At 71.8% G+C, this 17,512-nt stretch carries 14 protein-coding genes; 11 read left to right on the top strand and 3 right to left on the bottom strand.

Annotated elements, in window-relative coordinates; all coding sequences use genetic code 11:
• The first annotated feature begins 42 nt into the window (after positions 1 to 42).
• The gene (locus LADH09A_RS24785; protein ID WP_238647889.1) at positions 43 to 1,815 is read left to right on the top strand and encodes a hypothetical protein; all 1,773 of its coding nucleotides are present in this window, start codon (positions 43 to 45) and stop codon (positions 1,813 to 1,815) included.
• A gap of 18 nt (positions 1,816 to 1,833) precedes the next feature.
• Here the strand turns inward: LADH09A_RS24785 and LADH09A_RS24780 are convergent, their stop codons facing one another.
• The gene (locus tag LADH09A_RS24780; protein WP_172862124.1) at positions 1,834 to 3,021 is read right to left on the bottom strand and encodes an NADH-quinone oxidoreductase subunit D; all 1,188 of its coding nucleotides are present in this window, start codon (positions 3,019 to 3,021) and stop codon (positions 1,834 to 1,836) included.
• Positions 3,018 to 4,181, bottom strand: coding sequence for an SAM-dependent methyltransferase (locus LADH09A_RS24775; RefSeq protein ID WP_238647888.1), 1,164 nt, complete (start codon positions 4,179 to 4,181; stop codon positions 3,018 to 3,020). Before LADH09A_RS24775 ends, LADH09A_RS24780 begins: the two co-directional genes overlap by 4 nt.
• Before the next feature lie 254 nt (positions 4,182 to 4,435).
• Between LADH09A_RS24775 and LADH09A_RS24770 the strand changes: the two genes are divergently transcribed.
• From LADH09A_RS24770 to LADH09A_RS24740, 7 genes are all read left to right on the top strand, one after another.
• Complete coding sequence (locus LADH09A_RS24770; protein WP_238647887.1) at positions 4,436 to 5,410, top strand: Rossmann-like and DUF2520 domain-containing protein; 975 nt, start codon at positions 4,436 to 4,438, stop codon at positions 5,408 to 5,410.
• A 55-nt stretch (positions 5,411 to 5,465) separates the two neighbouring features.
• Positions 5,466 to 6,314, top strand: coding sequence for a pantoate--beta-alanine ligase (gene panC / locus LADH09A_RS24765; protein WP_238647886.1), 849 nt, complete (start codon positions 5,466 to 5,468; stop codon positions 6,312 to 6,314).
• 40 nt (positions 6,315 to 6,354) lie between these two features.
• A complete protein-coding gene (gene panD / locus LADH09A_RS24760; protein ID WP_088950520.1) occupies positions 6,355 to 6,783 on the top strand; it encodes an aspartate 1-decarboxylase in 429 nt (142 codons plus the stop codon).
• A 98-nt stretch (positions 6,784 to 6,881) separates the two neighbouring features.
• Positions 6,882 to 7,775, top strand: coding sequence for a septum formation family protein (locus LADH09A_RS24755; protein ID WP_238647885.1), 894 nt, complete (start codon positions 6,882 to 6,884; stop codon positions 7,773 to 7,775).
• A 99-nt stretch (positions 7,776 to 7,874) separates the two neighbouring features.
• Positions 7,875 to 9,572, top strand: a complete 1,698-nt coding sequence (locus tag LADH09A_RS24750; protein WP_238647884.1) for an L-aspartate oxidase — start codon at positions 7,875 to 7,877, stop codon at positions 9,570 to 9,572.
• 115 nt (positions 9,573 to 9,687) lie between these two features.
• Positions 9,688 to 10,581, top strand: a complete 894-nt coding sequence (gene nadC / locus LADH09A_RS24745) for a carboxylating nicotinate-nucleotide diphosphorylase (RefSeq protein ID WP_372492345.1) — start codon at positions 9,688 to 9,690, stop codon at positions 10,579 to 10,581.
• A gap of 17 nt (positions 10,582 to 10,598) precedes the next feature.
• Positions 10,599 to 11,357, top strand: a complete 759-nt coding sequence (locus tag LADH09A_RS24740) for a type III pantothenate kinase (protein ID WP_238647882.1) — start codon at positions 10,599 to 10,601, stop codon at positions 11,355 to 11,357.
• Positions 11,358 to 11,391: 34 nt separating this feature from the next.
• On the opposite strand, the gene LADH09A_RS24735 is transcribed toward LADH09A_RS24740, so the two are convergent.
• Positions 11,392 to 12,132, bottom strand: coding sequence for a class I SAM-dependent methyltransferase (locus tag LADH09A_RS24735; RefSeq protein ID WP_238647881.1), 741 nt, complete (start codon positions 12,130 to 12,132; stop codon positions 11,392 to 11,394).
• Between the two features lie 88 nt (positions 12,133 to 12,220).
• Between LADH09A_RS24735 and lysS the strand changes: the two genes are divergently transcribed.
• The 3 genes from lysS (at position 12,221) to LADH09A_RS24720 (ending at position 17,255) form a co-directional block, all read left to right on the top strand.
• A complete protein-coding gene (gene lysS / locus LADH09A_RS24730) occupies positions 12,221 to 13,729 on the top strand; it encodes a lysine--tRNA ligase (protein WP_238647880.1) in 1,509 nt (502 codons plus the stop codon).
• Between the two features lie 112 nt (positions 13,730 to 13,841).
• A complete protein-coding gene (locus LADH09A_RS24725; protein ID WP_145778616.1) occupies positions 13,842 to 14,186 on the top strand; it encodes a histone-like nucleoid-structuring protein Lsr2 in 345 nt (114 codons plus the stop codon).
• Positions 14,187 to 14,705: 519 nt separating this feature from the next.
• Entirely contained in the window at positions 14,706 to 17,255 is a 2,550-nt protein-coding gene (locus tag LADH09A_RS24720; RefSeq protein WP_238647879.1) for an ATP-dependent Clp protease ATP-binding subunit, read from the top strand.
• Positions 17,256 to 17,512 lie beyond the last annotated feature (257 nt).

Here is a 17,512-nt window from a genome sequence, read left to right as displayed (position 1 = left end):
CCCCGTTCCCTCCGGCGAATCTCCTCGGTAGGCTGCACATCCATGCCAGCCCCGGCCACCCCTGACGCCCGACGTCAACCACCGCTGTTGACCATGCTCTTCTGGGCGGGCGTCGCTCTGGCGCCGGTGGCGGCGCTGATCCTGCTCGTCGCCGACGGCAACGGCCCGCTGCGCTTCGCCGCGGTGCTCGCGATCCTCGCGGTGGTGCTGATCGGTCTCTCCATCGCGTTGCGTCCCGACGCGGAGGGCGCCTCGGCACGAGCCGACGAGCTGCTGGATGAGATCGAGGAACTCCGCCGGGAGTTGCGCGCCGAGATCGTGGCCGCCGCGCAGCGCGGCAACCAGGCGCTCGACCAGGCGCAGCGGGCTCAGGAGGGGATCGTCGCGGTCCGCCGACGTCTCGACGCCAGCGGTGCAGCCCTCGCCGGTGCCGGCCCCGCTGCCGAGCCCGCAGGTACCGGGCGGGCGCGGGTGCCAGCCGTCGAGCCACCTGTCGACGACGTGCCGGTGGCCCGTAGCCGGGTCCAGGCGCCGGGCGACGCGCCCGCGGGCCGCGCCCGGGTCGCGGGCCCGGACGACGCACCCCGTCGGGGTCGCTCCGAGCACCGGGACGACGACGAGCCGGCGTACCCACGGGAGGCCGTGGCGCCGCCAGCCGCCCCCGGGACGTACGGCGGGGAACGGCCGGCCGCCGCCGCGTACGGCTCAGCCCGCCCCCGGGAGCACGACCGCCCCGAACCGGCGCACCGGCCGGGCGGCGTGGTCCGCCACACCGAGACCGTGCACGTCACCACCAGGCACACGGTGGTGGACGGCGGGCCGGGCGAGCCGGCTGGGCGCTACGGCGGCGGGTACGCGGGCCAGTGGACCCCGCCGGCGCAGGAGTGGAGTCGAGGTGCCGGCGCGGACGAGCATCCCCGCGCGGCCGGTCGGTCGAGGGGCGAGCCGGAGGAGCGCCCCGGAACCGGCTACGGCGACGACCGGCTTCGCCCCGGCGACGACCGGCCCCGTCCCGACAACCGCTCCTGGGGTGCCCAGCCCGCGGCCCGCGACGAGTCGGAGTGGACCGATCCGCGCGACGCGTACGCCCAGCCCGACGAGCCCGGCCCGGCCCGGTCGCACCGCACCCCGGAGAGGCCCGACCCGCCCTCCTGGGACCGCCCGGACGATCGTGGCTGGTCCGAGCAGCGCGATCGGGCTGGTGCCGCGCCGCAGCCCGGGCCGCCTCTGCGGGCCGACGACACCGGCGAGTACTGGTCGCAGTTGCGGGCCGGTGACCGGTGGGCCGCCGTCCGTGACGACGAGAACGGCCGTGAGCTGCGGGTCGGCGAGCGCCGGGCCGAGGTGCACGCCGACGCCACCGGCACCGAATACCGGGTGGCCGACCGCTGGGCCGAGGTGCGCCATGAGGAGCCGCGCCGCCATGAGGAGCCACGAGGCTATGAGGAGCCACGAGGCTATGACGGGCCGCGTCCGCACGACGAGCCGCGCCGCCATGAGGAGCCACGAGGCTATGACGGGCCGCGTCCGCACGACGAGCCGCGCCGCCATGAGGAGCCACGAGGCTATGACGGGCCGCGTCGGCACGAGGAGCGCGAGTCGTACCACCGGGCCGAGCCGGCGGACCGGCCGGCACTGCCGGTGGGTGGCGTCCCGGTGCCGGACGAGTGGCGTCCACCACGCCAGCGCGGCCACCAGGCCGAACCCGCCCCGGAACGGGCCGGTCGGCGCCGGGTCGACGAGCGCTACGGCTACCCGCCCCAGGACGACGTACCGCGTGCCGGCGGCACCCCACCCGGTGACCGCTGGCGCTGACACCTCAGGCGGCCCGGCTCACTTGTCGATGTCGCCGACCACGAAGAACATCGAGCCGAGGATCGCGATCAGGTCCGGCACCAGGCAGCCGGGGAGCAGGGTGGCCAGCGCCTGCACGTTCGCGTACGAGGCGGTGCGCAACTTCAACCGCCACGGCGTCTTCTCACCCCGGGACACCAGGTAGTAGCCGTTGATGCCGAGCGGGTTCTCCGTCCAGGCGTACGTGTGCCCCTCCGGCGCCTTGAGTACCTTCGGTAGCCGGGTGTTGATCGGCCCGGTCAGCTGGTCCACCCGGTTGAGGCACTGCTCGGCGAGGTCGAGCGACGCGTACACCTGGTCCAGCAGCACCTCGAAGCGCGCGTGGCAGTCGCCGGCGGTGCGGGTGACCACCGGCACGTCCAGCTCGTCGTACGCCAGGTAGGGGTCGTCGCGGCGCAGGTCCAGGTCGAGCCCGGAGGCGCGGGCGACCGGCCCGGACGCCCCGAACGCGGCGGCGTCCGCGGCGGACAGCACGCCCACGCCCACCGTCCGGGCCAGGAAGATCTCGTTGCGCCGGATCAGGTGGTCCAGGTCGGGCAACCGCCGGCGTACCTCACCGATCGCCGCGCGGGCCCGACCGGTCCAGCCGTACGGCACCTCTTCCTTGAGGCCGCCCACCCGGTTGAACATGTAGTGGATCCGGCCGCCGGAGACCTCCTCCATCACGGCCTGGATCGTCTCCCGCTCCCGGAAGGCGTAGAAGATCGGCGTGATCGCCCCGATCTCCAGCGGGTACGAGCCGAGGAACATCAGGTGGTTGAGCACCCGGTTCAGCTCCGCGAGCGCCATCCGCAGCCAGGTGGCCCGCTCCGGCACCTCCATGCCCATCAGGCGTTCCACCGCGAGCACCACACCCAGCTCGTTGGAGAACGCCGACAGCCAGTCGTGCCGGTTCGCCAGCACGATGATCTGCCGGTAGTCACGCACCTCGAACAGCTTCTCCGCGCCCCGGTGCATGTAACCGATGATCGGTTCGCAGGCGACCACCCGCTCGCCGTCGAGCACCAGCTTCAGCCGCAGCACACCGTGCGTGGAGGGGTGCTGCGGGCCGATGTTCAACACCATGTCGGTGCCGAGCTGCTGGTCGCCGGTGCCGGCGACCAGCCCGGCCCCGGTGCCGACGGTCAGTTCACGGAGGTCCCCGGCGTCGGTGGTCATGCCCGTCATCGTGCCACGGCCGGCTCGTGCGGGATGCCGACCGGTTGGCGCAGCCACCAGTGCCCGCCGAGCCCGGCCGGGTCGGTCAGCTCGGCCACCGCCGACGCCGCGGCCAACGCCCGCACGTACCCCGCCGGGTCGGTGCCGGCCAGGCTGAGCGGCGGTCGGCCGCCGTCGGCCCCGAGCGCCCGCAGCGCCTCCCGCTGAGAGACCAGGGAGTACGCACACCGGGCGACCGCCGCACCGGCGGAGGCGACCGAGTCCATGGCGACGTGCGCCGTCACGTCACTCGACCCGTCCGGCACCGGGGGCACCTGTCGCCCACCCCGATACCCGGTCATCGTCCCGTCCACGGGCCGTCGCTCCCGTAGATGCCCGTAGTCCACGGCCAATGCCAAGCCCCGCTCGACCTTCAGCACGGCGCTCGCCCAGGCTTTGTCCCTGCTTCGGCCGATCTCGGCTCGCAGGTGGTCGCTGTGGGGGGTTTCCGGGCAGCCCGGCCACCAGGTGGTGAGCCAGTCGAGATCGGCCGGGCTGACCGGCTCCCCGAGCGTCTCCGCGCCGCTTTCGGGGTCGACCAGCACGTATCGCCAGCCGTCGGCGGTGTGCACCGCCACGTCGAGTGGGACGTTGTCCAACCACTCGGTTGCCAGCAACACCCCGTTGATCTCAGCAGGGATCTCAGACGTCCAGGTGATCTCTTCGGGCAGGTTCTCGGGGCGGCTCGCGTACTCGACTGCTGTTAAGCGGACGCGTTGCGCGAGCGACGGGCGGACCGGGCCGGACGACGGCTCGTCGCCCAGCGGACGGGCGGAGGCCGTGGGAGTCAGGGTTTCCGGGGAGCCCGCCCGCGCAGGGATCAAGCCTGACCGCCCGGAGCGGGTGGGCTCCCCGGAAACCCCCACCGCAAGCCCGGCGGCGTCTCCCACAGTCAGCAGCAGAGTGCGGAGCAGCTCCCCGCGCCCAGCCCCCACGTCGACCACGTCGAGCCGGGACGGGTGGCCGAGAGCAGCGTCGACGTCGTAGATCAGCCGCAGCAGCGCCATGGCGAAGGCGGGGGAGGCGTGCACGCTGGTCCGGAAGTGGTCGGCCGGTCCGGTGCCGGCGACGAAGAAGCCGTTCGGACCGTAGAGGGCTCGACTCATCGCGTCCCGCCACCGGATCGGCATCAGATCACCTCTGGTTCAGCGTGCATCACGGTGCCGACCCTACGGTCAGCGGTTACGAGGGCAGCCGGAACGCCCCGGAGGACGCAAATGGGGATATTCCTCCCCTTGATAGGGGTCTGTCGTGCAATCGGACGCGCCGGCAGGGGACCCTTGTTTCGGTGGTGAAGGTTTTCACACATGCTTGTCCTGGTTCGGCGGGGCGGGCGCATACTTGCGATCGACCGGTACCCCTCCTCGAGGACTGGATCGTCGTCATGAGCGCACCGTTGCGCCCGCGTCCGGCCGCCCCACACGGGCCCGCCGCATCGCGGGACCGCGCCGTACTCGGCGCCTCCGCCGCCCCCCGTCTGCTGACCGTCGGTGTCATCGGTGCCGGCCGCGTCGGAGCCGTGCTGGGCGCCGCACTCACCGCCGCCGGGCATCGGGCGGTCGCCGTCGCCGGTGGCTCCGGGGCCAGCCGCGCCCGGTTGGCGCTGCTGCTGCCCGAGGTGCCGCGCCGCCCGGTCGCCGCCGTGGCCCACGCCGCCACCGACCTGCTGCTGATCGCGGTGCCCGACGACGCCCTGGCCGGTGTGGTGGCCGACCTCGCCGACCGGGGTGCGCTGCGCCCCGGCCAGGTGGTCGCGCACACCTCCGGCGCGCACGGCCTCTCCGTCCTGGCGCCGGCGGCCGAGGTCGGTGCCCGGCCGCTCGCCCTGCACCCCGCGATGACCTTCACCGGTACGCCGGACGACCTGACCCGGCTGGCCGGCATCTCGTACGGGGTGACCGCCCCGGCCGGGCTGCGTCCACTGGCCGCCCGGCTGGTCGCCGACCTGGGCGGTGTGCCCGAGTGGGTGGCCGAGTCGGACCGCCCGCTCTACCACGCCGCGCTGGCCCACGGCGCGAACCACCTGGTGACCCTGGTCAACGAGGCGGCCGACCGGCTGCGCGACGCCGGGGTGGACCGGCCGGAGAAGGTGCTCGCCCCGCTGCTGCGCGCCGCCCTGGAGAACGCGCTGCGGCTCGGCGACGACGCCCTGACCGGCCCGGTCTCCCGGGGTGACGCGGGCACCGTCGCGCGGCACCTGGCCCGGTTGGCCGCCACCGCGCCGGAGTCAGTCCCCACGTACCTGGCGTTGGCCCGGCGTACCGCCGACCGGGCGATTGCCGCCGGCCGGCTCCGGCCGGTGGACGCGCAGTCGCTGCTGGGCGTACTCGCCGACAACGGTCGGGAGGTGGCCGCGTGAGCGCGAGCAGTGAGCCGATCCTGCGAGCCCCGCAGCCGCGAGTCGAGGTGCAGCCATGACGCAGCTCGTGCACACGCGCGCGGAGCTGGCCGAGGCCCGGGCCGCCCTGAAGGGCACGGTCGGGGTGGTGATGACCATGGGCGCGCTGCACTCCGGGCACGAGACGTTGCTGCGCGCGGCCCGGGAACAGGCCGACCACGTGCTGGTGACGATCTTCGTGAACCCGTTGCAGTTCGGGCCGAACGAGGACTTCGACCGCTACCCGCGCACCCTCGACTCGGACCTGGAGGTGTGCCGCCGGGCGGGCGCCGACCTGGTCTTCGCCCCGTCGGTCGCCGACATGTACCCGGACGGCCAGCCCCGCGTACGCCTCGACCCGGGCCCGCTCGGCGCGGAGCTGGAGGGTGCCAGCCGTCCCGGCTTCTTCCACGGCGTGCTCACCGTGGTGTTGAAGCTGCTCCAGCTCACCCGGCCGGACCTGACGTTCTTCGGTGAGAAGGACTACCAGCAACTGACCCTGGTCCGGCGGATGACGCGGGACCTGGACGTGCCGGTCGAGGTGGTCGGCGTGCCGACCGTCCGGGAGTCGGACGGGTTGGCGCTGTCGAGCCGCAACCGCTACCTGAGCGAGTCGGAGCGGGCCGCCGCGCTGAGCCTGTCCGCCGCGCTGCGGGCCGGTGCGCGGGCCGCCGACGACGGCCGCGACGCGGGGGCGGTGCTGACCGCCGCGCACGCCGCCTTCGGTGCCGGTGAGCCCGGTGCCCGCCTCGACTACCTGGTGCTCACCGACCCCGAGCTGGAGCCGGGGCCGGTGTCCGGGCCGGCCCGGCTGGTGATCGCCGCCTGGGTGGGTGCCACCCGGTTGATCGACAACGCGGCCATCCATCTCGCCCCGCGTCCCTGACCCGGCCGCCACCCTCCACCATCCGCGAAAGGCCACCCCGATGTTCCGGACCATGCTCAAGTCGAAGATCCACCGAGCCACCGTGACCCAGGCCGACCTGCACTACGTCGGTTCCGTGACAGTGGACGAGGATCTGCTCGACGCCGCCGACCTGCTCCCCGGCGAGCAGGTGGCGATCGTGGACATCACCAACGGCGCCCGACTGGAGACGTACGTGATCCCGGGTGAGCGAGGCAGCGGCGTGATCGGCATCAACGGTGCCGCCGCGCACCTGGTGCACCCCGGTGACCTGGTCATCCTGATCTCGTACGGGCAGATGGACGACGCCGAGGCCCGGTCGTACCGGCCGCGGGTGGTGCACGTGGACGCCGACAACCGGGTGATCGAGTTGGGCGCCGACCCGGCCGGCGTGGCACCCGGCATGGCCGGTGACCCGGTGCCCAGTCCGTTGGCCGTGTCCGCCGTCTGACCCCGAGCGACCCGATTCCGGTCTGTCACCGGAAGGTCATTTCCGGTTACCCTTGGCGCGCTGGCGTAAGCCGGCGGGTGGCTGGGGGAGGCCGCTATATGCGCAGTGCCATGACGACCCTGTTCGCCGCTGCCGTGACGGCATCGTTGCTGGTCGGCTGTGCCGGCTCGGGTGGCCTGGATGGTGACCTGACCGACGACTGGGCTGCCCTGCGGCCACCGTCGGCGTTCACCCCGGCAGCCGGCGTGTGTCAGGCCGCCGACTTCACCGAGGTGGTCACCCTGGCCACCTACGAGCCGGTTGACTGCGCGGGCCCGCACCGGGTGGAGACCGTGCACGTGGGGGCGTTCCCCGTCGAGCGGGCGAGCGCCCCGGCGGGTGGCTCGGCGGAGCTGCGGGGCGCTTTCGCCGAGTGCGACACCCGCGCGACCGGCTACGTGGGCGACGAATGGCAGGTCGGTCGGCTGCGGCTGTCCGTGGCGTTGCCCTCCGGGCCGGGCTGGGCGGCTGGCTCCCGCTGGTTCCGGTGCGATCTGACCGAGCTGACCACCGTCGAGGCGGCGGCCACCGTGGTCGTCCGGTCCGGCAGCCTGCGGGACACGTTGAAGGGGCCCTCGGGGCTGCGGTTGGGCTGCCAGCAGACCGGCCGCACCGCCAGCCGGGTGCAGACGCTGGCGCCGGTGGAGTGCGGCAAGCAGCACGACGCCGAGTTCGTCGGGGTGTGGCGCGCGCCGGACACGGCGTACCCGACGCGGGACAGCGACTGGTCCCCGCTGTACGACGGCTGTCGCAGCGTCCTCGGCCGGTACGTGGGCGTGCCGGACGACGCCGATCTGAGCTTCCGCAGCGGTGTGGTGGTCCGTCCACCGGGCGCGGGGCGGTGGCGGGTCGGTGACCGGGGCGTCCGCTGCTACCTGTGGCTCAGCGACCGTACGGTGACCGCCTCGCTGAAGGGCGCGGGTCCGGCCGGCCTTCCGGTCCGGACGAAGTGACCACAGGCTGACGGCCGGCGCGGCGCCGGACGGGGTAGCCGAAAACACTCGTCCCGCCCCCGCCGCCCCGAGCGAGGACGGTTCGGGTTGACTGGGAGGATGGACGTTCCGACCGTCGACCTGCCGGCCCTGCCCGCGTTGTTGGCCGCGCCCGCGCCCGGCTGGGTCGAGACCACCGACGTGATCGTGGTGGGCTCCGGGGTGGCCGGGTTGACCGCGGCGCTGCACCTGCGTGAGGCGGGCCTGCACGTCACGGTCGTCACCAAGGTCAACATCGACGACGGCTCGACCCGATGGGCGCAGGGTGGCATCGCCGCCGTGCTCGACCCGACCGACACCCCGGCGGCGCACGCCCGGGACACCGAGATCGCGGGAGTCGGGCTCTGCGACCCGGCGGCGGTCCGGGTGCTGGTCGACGAGGGCCCGACCCGGCTGCGGGAACTGATGCGGATCGGCGCCGAGTTCGACCGCCACCCCGACGGTTCGTTGATGCTGACCCGTGAGGGCGGGCACCGGGCAGACCGGATCGTGCACGCGGGTGGGGACGCGACCGGCGCCGAGGTTCAGCGTGCCCTGCACGCAGCCGTGCAGCGCGACCCGTGGATCCGGATGGTCGAGCACGCCCTGGTGCTGGACCTGCTGCGCGCCCCGGGCGACGGCCCGGACGGGCTCGGCCCGGCCTGCGGGATCACCCTGCACGTGCTCGGCGAGGGCAGCGAGGACGGCGTCGGCGCGCTGCTGGCCCGGGCGGTGGTGCTCGCCACCGGCGGGATGGGCCAGATCTTCTCGGCCACCACCAACCCGGCGGTCTCCACCGGGGACGGGGTGGCGCTGGCGATGCGTGCCGGCGCGGCGGTGACCGACGTCGAGTTCGTCCAGTTCCACCCGACCGCCCTGATCACCCCGCCCGGCGCGGGGGTGCCCGGTGCCGGGCACGCACAGCAACCGCTGGTCTCCGAGGCGCTGCGCGGCGAGGGCGCGTACCTCGTGGACGCGGACGGCAAGCGGTTCATGGTCGGTCAACACGAGCTGGCCGAGCTGGCCCCCCGGGACGTGGTGGCCAAGGGCATCCACCGGGTGTTGCTGGCCTCCGGCGCGGACCACGTCTTCCTCGACGCTCGGCACCTGGGCGGGGACTTCCTCGCCGGCCGGTTCCCCACCATCGTGGCGTCCTGCCTGGCGATCGGCGTGGACCCGGCGACCGACCTGATCCCGGTGGCGCCGGCCGCCCACTACGCCTCCGGCGGTGTCCGCACCGACCTGCGTGGCCGGACCTCCATCCCGGGCCTGTACGCGTGCGGCGAGGTGGCCTGCACGGGCGTGCACGGCGCGAACCGGCTGGCCAGCAACTCGCTGCTGGAGGGTCTGGTCTTCTCCCGGCGGATCGCCGAGGACATCGCGGCCGGCCTGCCCGAGCAAATTCAGCCGGCCGACACCGGCGCCTGGCGTGGTGGTGCGGGCTGGGTGCTGCCCGCAGAGGTGACGCCGACCCTGCAACGGGCGATGACCCGGGGAGCCGGGGTGCTCCGGTCCGCGGCGACGCTGGCGGAGACGGCCGGGACGCTGACCGAGCTGGGCGCGGCCCGGGGCCGGCCGCGGACCGCCGACTGGGAGGCCACGAACCTGCTCACCGTGGCGTCGACGCTGGTCGCTGCCGCGTACGCCCGTGGTGAGACCCGGGGTTGCCACTGGCGGGAGGACTTCCCGACGGCCGACGAGCGGTGGCTCGGCCACCTGGTCGGGTCGGTCGGGGCGCAGGGCCGGGTGACGCACCAGTGGGAGGGGAATTCACAGTGAGCGCGAGGAGTGAGCCGGTGTTGCGAGCCCCGCAGTCGCGAACGGAGACGGCCCAGTGAGCGCGAGGAGTGAGCCGGTGTTGCGAGCCCCGCAGTCGCGAACGGAGACGGCACTGATGGAGTCGACGGAGGCGGCGCTGCGGGCGGCCGGTCTGGATCCGGCGCAGGTACGTCGGGTGATCGAGACCGCGCTGGTCGAGGACCTGGGCCCTGATTTCCTCGACGTCACCAGCGTGGCCACCATTCCGGCGGAGCAGACCAACACTGCCGACCTGGTGGCCCGCGCGGACGGGGTGTTGGCCGGGACGGCCGTGGCCGCCGCCGTGTTCGAGCTGGTGGGCGAGGTGACGGGCTTCGGTCGTACCGTCGAGGTGTCGGTGCTGGCCCGCGACGGCGAGCGGGTGGCCCGCGGCGACGTGCTGGCCACGGTGACCGGCCCGACCCGGCTGCTGCTCACGGCCGAGCGGACGGCGCTCAACCTGCTCTGCCGGATGTCCGGGGTGGCCACCCACACCCGTGCCTGGGCCGACGCCCTGGCCGGCACGAAGGCGATGGTGCTGGACACCCGCAAGACGACGCCGGGCCTGCGGGCGCTGGAGAAGTACGCGGTGCGCGCCGGCGGGGGCACCAACAAGCGGATGGGCCTCTACGACGTGGCCATGATCAAGGACAACCACAAGCTGGCGGCCGGAAGCATCACGGCGGCGTACCGGCGGGTTCGGGAGGCATTCCCGGAGGTTCCGGTGCAGGTCGAGGTGACAGGAGTCGAAGAGGCCGTGGAGGCGGTGGAGGCCGGGGCGGACTTCCTGCTCTGCGACAACATGTCCCCCGAGCTGTTGGCCCAGGCGGTGGCCGCGGTGGGTGACCGGGCCGAGCTGGAGGCGACCGGCGGCCTGACCCTGGAGGTCGCGGCCCGCTACGCGGCGACCGGCGTCGACTTCCTCTCGGTGGGCGCGTTGACCCACTCCTCGCCGATCCTGGACATCGCGCTGGACCTGCGCACGCAGTAGTTGTCTAGGCTGCGTGCGTGCTGCTCTGCATCGACATCGGAAACACCAACACCGTGCTGGCGACCTTCGACGGCGACAAGCTGGTGCACTCCTGGCGGATCAAGACCGATGCCCGCTCGACGGCGGACGAGTTGGGCCTGATGTTCCGGGGCCTGCTCGCCGGGGACAACGTCGAGATCACCGGCGTGGCCGCCTGCTCCACGGTGCCGGCGGCGCTGCGGTCGCTGCGCACCATGCTCGGCCGTTACTACGCCGACCTGCCGAGTGTCGTCGTCGAGCCCGGGGTGCGGACCGGGGTGCAGTTGGCGATCGACAACCCGAAGGAGGTGGGCGCCGACCGGGTGGTGAATACCCTGGCGGCGTACACCCTCTACGGCGGGCCGTCGATCGTGGTGGACTTCGGCACCACCACCAACTTCGACGTGATCAGCGGTCGGGGCGAGTTCCTCGGCGGCGCGTTCGCCCCGGGCATCGAGATCTCGTTCGACGCGCTGGCCGCCCGGGCCGCCCAGCTGCGCAAGGTCGAGGCCACGAAGCCTCGCTCGGTGATCGGCAAGAACACCGTGGAATGCCTCCAGGCCGGCCTGTACTTCGGCTTCGCCGGTCAGGTGGACCGGATCGTCGAGCGGATGACCGAGGAGCTGGGCGAGGTGCGGGCGGTGATCGCCACCGGCGGCCTCGCCTCCCTGGTGATCAACGAGTGCCGCAGCATCACCCACCACGAGCCGATGATCACGCTGATCGGCCTGCGGATGGTCTACGAGCGCAACCTCTGACCGGCCACGCCGGCGGCGGTGGCCGCGCGGGGTGTCAGCGCCGCCGGGCCCGCAGGACGATCGTGCGGTACGGCAGCTCGACGGTCTCGCGGCCGGCCAGGTCGGGGTGGGTGGCCAGGAGCTTTCGCAGCTCCTGGTCGACCGTTGCCCGCCGTTCGGCCGGGGCGGTGAGCCAGTACGAGCGGGTGTGCAGCATCGCGACGACCTCCTCCGGCGTGAGCGTGGTGTGGTGGCTGAACTCGCCCAGCTCGATCGGCTCGAACGCGGGGCCGAAGTCGGTGTACCTCTCGAACACGTTGCCGGCGTTGTCCCCCAGGTGCGCGATCCGGCCCAGCTCGGCGACCCAGTCCACCCGATCGTCCCGCATGTTCCAGATCGGGGCGAACGTCCCACCGGGCCGCAGCACGCGCGCGATCTCGACGTGCGCCGGCTCCCGGTCGAACCAGTGGTACGCCTGTCCCACCACCACTGCGTCCGCGACCTCGTCGGGCAGGGGCACGGACTCCGCGTTGCCGGCCAGCGCCGTGAGCCCCGGGGTCGCGGCTGCCAGTTGGGCGCGCATGTCGGGGTCGGGCTCCACGGGGGTCACCTCGTGGCCCAGGGCGAGCACGCCGCGGGTCAGGATGCCCGTGCCCGCGCCCAGGTCGACGATGCGGGCGGGACTCGTCAGCCCGTCCAGCGCCCACCGCACGGCCACGTCCGGATAACGGGGTCGAAACCGGTCGTAGTCTGCTGCCGCCGCACCGAATGAGAGAGCCTGGGTGTGATCCGCCATGCCGGGCAGGTTATCCGGTAACGGCCCCCTGAGCGCTTGAGTACGCTCGGGCCTGACCCCCTGTATCTCCGTGACGAGGAAGCGTGCCGTGAGCGAGCAGAACCCCGTGCCAGTGGACCCCGCCGACGACCTTCCCGAGCAGATGAAGGTCCGCCGGGAGAAGCGGGACCGGATGCTCGCCGAGGGCGTCGAGCCCTACCCGGTCGGTTTCTCCCGCACGACCACCCTGGCCCAGGTCCGGGAGCGCTACGCCGACCTGCCGACCGACACCGCAACCGGTGACCAGGTCGCGGTCACCGGTCGGGTGATCTTCGTACGCAACACGGGGAAGCTCTGCTTCGCGACCCTCCGGGACGGCGACGGCACCGAGTTGCAGGCGATGCTCTCGCTGGACCGGGTCGGCCCGGAGCGACTGGAGGCCTGGAAGCGCCTGGTCGACCTCGGCGACCACGTCGGCGTCACCGGTGAGGTGATCACCAGCCGCCGGGGTGAGCTGTCGGTGCTGGCCCAGGAATGGGAGATGACCGCCAAGGCGCTGCGTCCACTGCCGGTGGCGCACAAGCCGCTCTCCGAGGAGGCGCGCGTCCGGCAGCGCTACGTCGACCTGATCGTCCGGCCGCAGGCACGGGAGATGGTCCGCACCCGGGCCGCCGCCGTACGCAGTCTGCGCGATTCACTGCACGGGCAGGGCTTCATCGAGGTGGAAACGCCGATGTTGCAACTGCTGCATGGTGGCGCGGCGGCCCGACCGTTCGTGACCCACAGCAATGCGTTGAACACCGATCTGTATCTGCGAATCGCGCCGGAACTGTTTCTCAAGCGCGCTGTGGTCGGTGGCGTCGACCGCGTCTTCGAGATCAACCGCAACTTCCGTAATGAGGGTGTCGACTCTTCGCACTCGCCCGAGTTCGCGATGCTGGAGACGTACCAGGCCTACGGCGACTACGACACGATCGGCGAGCTGACCCGCAATCTCGTGCAACAGGCCGCGATCGCGGTCAGCGGTTCGACGGTGGTGACCCACGCCGACGGTCGGGAGTTCGACCTGGGCGGCGAGTGGCAGTCGGTGACGCTCTTCGGCGTGCTTTCCGAAGCGCTGGGCGAGGAGGTCACGGTCCGCACCGAACGTTCCCGCCTGGTCGAGTACGCCGACAAGGTGGGATTGGCCGTCGACCCCAAGTGGGGGCCGGGCAAGCTGGCCGAGGAACTGTTCGAGGAGCTGGTCGTTCCCGGCCTTGTGGCGCCCACCTTCGTGCGCGACTACCCGGAGGAGACCAGCCCGCTCACCCGGGCCCACCGCAGCGAGCCGGGCCTGGCCGAGAAGTGGGACCTCTACGTGCTCGGTTTCGAGCTGGGCACCGGGTACTCGGAGCTGGTCGACCCGGTGGTGCAGCGCGAGCGGCTGGTGGCCCAGGCGCAGCTGGCGGCCCGCGGCGACGACGAGGCGATGCGTCTCGACGAGGACTTTCTCCGGGCGATGGAGTATGGAATGCCGCCGGCCGGCGGTATGGGAATGGGAATCGACCGGCTGTTGATGGCCCTGACCGGGCTCGGAATTCGGGAAACGATCCTCTTCCCGTTGGTCCGACCCGAGTAGTCGGGCCCGGCTCACGCCGGGCCGTAACGGCATCCTATTGACGCGGCGAGCGGCGCGCGGGTTATTGTGCTCTCGTTAAGCAGGAGTGCCCTGCTCGAAAGGAATGTGGGACGTGGCCAAGCAGATCATTCACAAGCTGGTCGATGACCTGGACGGCGGGGACGCTGACGAGACCGTCAAGTTCGCGCTCGACGGCGTTCAGTACGAGATCGACCTGTCGAAGGCCAACGCCGCTAAATTGCGCGACGCTTTTGCCTCGTACGTGGGCGCTGGCACCAAGGTCGGTCGCGGCGGCGTCGTGATCGGTGGGCGTGCCGCCCGCGGTCGCGGTGGCGCGACCGCCGATCGTGAGCAGAACAAGGCGATCCGCGAGTGGGCCAAGAAGTCCGGCAAGGACATCTCGGACCGGGGTCGTATCCCGCAGGAGATCGTCGACGAGTACCACGCGAAGCGCTGATCGCCTCAGCGACCGGGTGGCTCTTGTGCCACCGCAGGCGACACCGACGCCGGGCCGGAGCACCTCTCCGGGCCGGCGTCGCCGTATCCGCTGAGGTCCGGCTGGGGCCCGGGAAGCATTCGGCGCCGGGCGGCGTTGTCCACAACCAGTGGAACAGCTATCCACAACCTGTGGACAACCTCCCCCAGGGCCGGGCGCGGCGTTCGTCGCGGCCTCCGGTCGACCCCCTCCGAGCCACTCGGAGCGCCTCCACGGCGCTTCCGGAGCCCGGATCGGGCTCCTGTCACGCCAGTCGGATTTCGCTCTGCGCGTAGCGACAGGACTACCGGAACACCTCCTGAGCGCGGACGGTTGTCCAAAACGACGTGGAACCGACCCAGAGCAGAGACACACGACCTCAGCTGAGTCGGTCAACGACGATAGAGTAAGGAGGCACGGACGCCCGTCCCGGACGTTCGTGCACCGGCCCCGCCAAGATCTTGACCATCAAGGCGCACGGCACGTGAGGAGCACGAGGGCATGTTCGAGCGGTTCACCGACCGAGCGCGACGGGTTGTCGTCCTGGCCCAAGAAGAGGCCCGGATGCTCAACCACAACTACATCGGTACGGAACACATCCTGCTGGGCCTGATCCACGAAGGCGAAGGCGTCGCGGCAAAGGCCCTGGAGAGCCTCGGCATCTCCCTGGAGGGCGTCCGCCAGCAGGTCGAGGAGATCATCGGCCAGGGCCAGCAGGCGCCGAGCGGGCACATCCCGTTCACGCCGCGGGCCAAGAAGGTGCTGGAGCTGTCGCTGCGCGAGGCGCTGCAGCTCGGCCACAACTACATCGGCACGGAGCACATCCTGCTCGGGCTGATCCGTGAGGGCGAGGGCGTTGCCGCCCAGGTGCTGGTCAAGCTCGGCGCCGACCTCAACCGGGTCCGCCAGCAGGTGATCCAGCTGCTTTCCGGCTACCAGGGCAAGGAGCCTGCCGCGGCGGGCGCCACGCCGGGTGAGGCCGCGCCGTCGACCAGCCTCGTGCTGGACCAGTTCGGCCGCAACCTGACTCAGGCCGCCCGCGAGGGCAAGCTCGACCCGGTCATCGGGCGCGAGAAGGAAATCGAGCGGGTCATGCAGGTGCTCTCCCGCCGTACCAAGAACAACCCGGTCCTGATCGGTGAGCCCGGCGTCGGTAAGACCGCCGTGGTGGAGGGGCTTTCCCAGAAGATCATCAAGGGCGAGGTGCCCGAGACTCTCAAGGACAAGCAGCTCTACACGCTCGACCTGGGCGCGCTCGTCGCCGGTTCCCGCTACCGCGGTGACTTCGAGGAGCGCCTCAAGAAGGTGCTCAAGGAGATCCGCACCCGCGGCGACATCATCCTGTTCATCGACGAGATCCACACCCTGGTGGGTGCGGGTGCCGCCGAGGGCGCGATCGACGCCGCGAGCATCCTCAAGCCGATGCTGGCCCGTGGCGAGCTGCAGACCATCGGCGCCACCACCCTCGACGAATACCGCAAGCACCTGGAGAAGGACGCCGCTCTCGAGCGCCGCTTCCAGCCGATCCAGGTGGGTGAGCCGTCGCTGGCGCACACCATCGAGATCCTCAAGGGCCTGCGTGACCGCTACGAGGCGCACCACCGGGTGAGCATCACCGACGCCGCTCTCGTGGCTGCCGCGACGCTGGCCGACCGGTACATTTCCGACCGCTTCCTGCCGGACAAGGCGATCGACCTGATCGACGAGGCCGGTGCCCGGATGCGGATCCGTCGGATGACCGCGCCGCCAGACCTGCGTGACTTCGACGAGCGCATCGCCCAGGTGCGTCGCGACAAGGAGTCCGCGATCGACGCTCAGGACTTCGAGCGCGCCGCTCAGCTGCGTGACAAGGAGAAGCAGCTCCTCGGTCAGAAGGCTCAGCGGGAGAAGGAGTGGAAGGCCGGTGACCTGGACGTCGTCAGCGAGGTTGACGACGAGCAGATCGCCGAGGTGCTCGGCAACTGGACCGGCATCCCGGTCTACAAGCTGACCGAGGAGGAGACCTCACGCCTGCTGCGCATGGAGGACGAGCTGCACAAGCGCGTCATCGGCCAGGAGGACGCGGTCAAGGCGGTCTCGAAGGCGATCCGGCGTACCCGGGCCGGCCTGAAGGACCCGAAGCGCCCGTCGGGCTCGTTCATCTTCGCCGGTCCGTCCGGTGTCGGTAAGACCGAGCTGTCCAAGGCGCTCGCCGAGTTCCTCTTCGGCAGCGAGGATGCCCTCATCCAGCTGGACATGTCCGAGTTCCACGACCGCTACACGGTCTCCCGGCTCGTGGGTGCCCCTCCCGGCTACGTCGGCTACGACGAGGGCGGGCAGCTGACCGAGAAGGTGCGGCGTCGGCCGTTCTCGGTGGTCCTCTTCGACGAGATCGAGAAGGCCCACCCGGACGTGTTCAACACGCTGCTCCAGATCCTGGAGGACGGTCGGCTCACCGACGGTCAGGGTCGGATCGTGGACTTCAAGAACACGGTCATCATCCTGACCACCAACCTGGGCACCCGTGACGTCGCCAAGGCGGTGTCGCTGGGCTTCCAGGCGTCGGAGGACTCCGAGTCCAACTACGACCGGATGAAGCAGAAGGTCAACGACGAGCTCAAGCAGCACTTCCGGCCTGAGTTCCTCAACCGGATCGACGACACCATCGTCTTCCACCAGCTGCGTCAGACCGAGATCCTCTCGATCGTGGACATCATGATCCAGCGGATCGAGGGCCAGCTGCGCAACAAGGACATGGGTCTGGAGCTGACCGACAACGCCAAGAAGTACCTGGCGGCGAAGGGCTTCGACCCGGTGCTCGGTGCACGTCCGCTTCGTCGCACGATCCAGCGCGACATCGAGGACAACCTCTCCGAGCGGATCCTGTTCAACGAGCTGACCCCGGGTCAGATCGTCGTGGTGGACTGCGAGGGCGACCCGAACGACATCGACAAGTCGAAGCTCGTCTTCCGGGGAGCGGAGAAGCCGGTCGAGGTTCCGGACGCCGTTCCGGCCGACCTCGGTGGCACCGCCGCCGGCACCACGGCAGCGGCCACGGACGAGGTGGCATAACCAGCAGCAAGGGAGCGGGGCCCCGGTGGCGTGAGCCACCGGGGCCCCGCTTTTTGCGCTACCCCCACAGGTAACAGGCACCCGCCTAGCCCGCCGCACCCGCCTGGCCCGCCGCGTCTGCCCGTGCCGGTCGCGTCTGCCCGTGCCGGCCGCGTCCGCCCGTGCCGGCCGTGTCTGCCCGTGCCGGCCGTGTCTGCCCGTGCCGGCCGCGTCTGCCCGTGCCGGCCGCGTCCGGCGCGTCCGGCGCGTCTGCCCGC

The organism is Micromonospora cabrerizensis, assembly GCF_022230955.1.
Taxonomy (GTDB): Bacteria; Actinomycetota; Actinomycetes; order Mycobacteriales; family Micromonosporaceae; genus Micromonospora; species Micromonospora cabrerizensis.
The sequence above is the reverse complement of the archived record's forward strand: the minus strand, read 5'-3'. Positions and strand labels throughout refer to the sequence as shown.

What these genes read in the sequence shown, in the direction of transcription:
- nadC (WP_372492345.1), top strand. Translation starts at nt 9,688, where the DNA reads ATGGAGTCGACGGAGGCGGCGCTGCGGGCGGCCGGTCTGGATCCGGCG.
- LADH09A_RS24770 (WP_238647887.1), top strand. Translation starts at nt 4,436, where the DNA reads ATGAGCGCACCGTTGCGCCCGCGTCCGGCCGCCCCACACGGGCCCGCC.
- LADH09A_RS24720 (WP_238647879.1), top strand. Translation starts at nt 14,706, where the DNA reads ATGTTCGAGCGGTTCACCGACCGAGCGCGACGGGTTGTCGTCCTGGCC.
- LADH09A_RS24750 (WP_238647884.1), top strand. Translation starts at nt 7,875, where the DNA reads ATGGACGTTCCGACCGTCGACCTGCCGGCCCTGCCCGCGTTGTTGGCC.
- LADH09A_RS24785 (WP_238647889.1), top strand. Translation starts at nt 43, where the DNA reads ATGCCAGCCCCGGCCACCCCTGACGCCCGACGTCAACCACCGCTGTTG.
- LADH09A_RS24735 (WP_238647881.1), bottom strand. Translation starts at nt 12,132, where the DNA reads ATGGCGGATCACACCCAGGCTCTCTCATTCGGTGCGGCGGCAGCAGAC.
- panD (WP_088950520.1), top strand. Translation starts at nt 6,355, where the DNA reads ATGTTCCGGACCATGCTCAAGTCGAAGATCCACCGAGCCACCGTGACC.
- panC (WP_238647886.1), top strand. Translation starts at nt 5,466, where the DNA reads ATGACGCAGCTCGTGCACACGCGCGCGGAGCTGGCCGAGGCCCGGGCC.
- LADH09A_RS24755 (WP_238647885.1), top strand. Translation starts at nt 6,882, where the DNA reads ATGCGCAGTGCCATGACGACCCTGTTCGCCGCTGCCGTGACGGCATCG.
- LADH09A_RS24780 (WP_172862124.1), bottom strand. Translation starts at nt 3,021, where the DNA reads ATGACGGGCATGACCACCGACGCCGGGGACCTCCGTGAACTGACCGTC.
- LADH09A_RS24775 (WP_238647888.1), bottom strand. Translation starts at nt 4,181, where the DNA reads ATGCCGATCCGGTGGCGGGACGCGATGAGTCGAGCCCTCTACGGTCCG.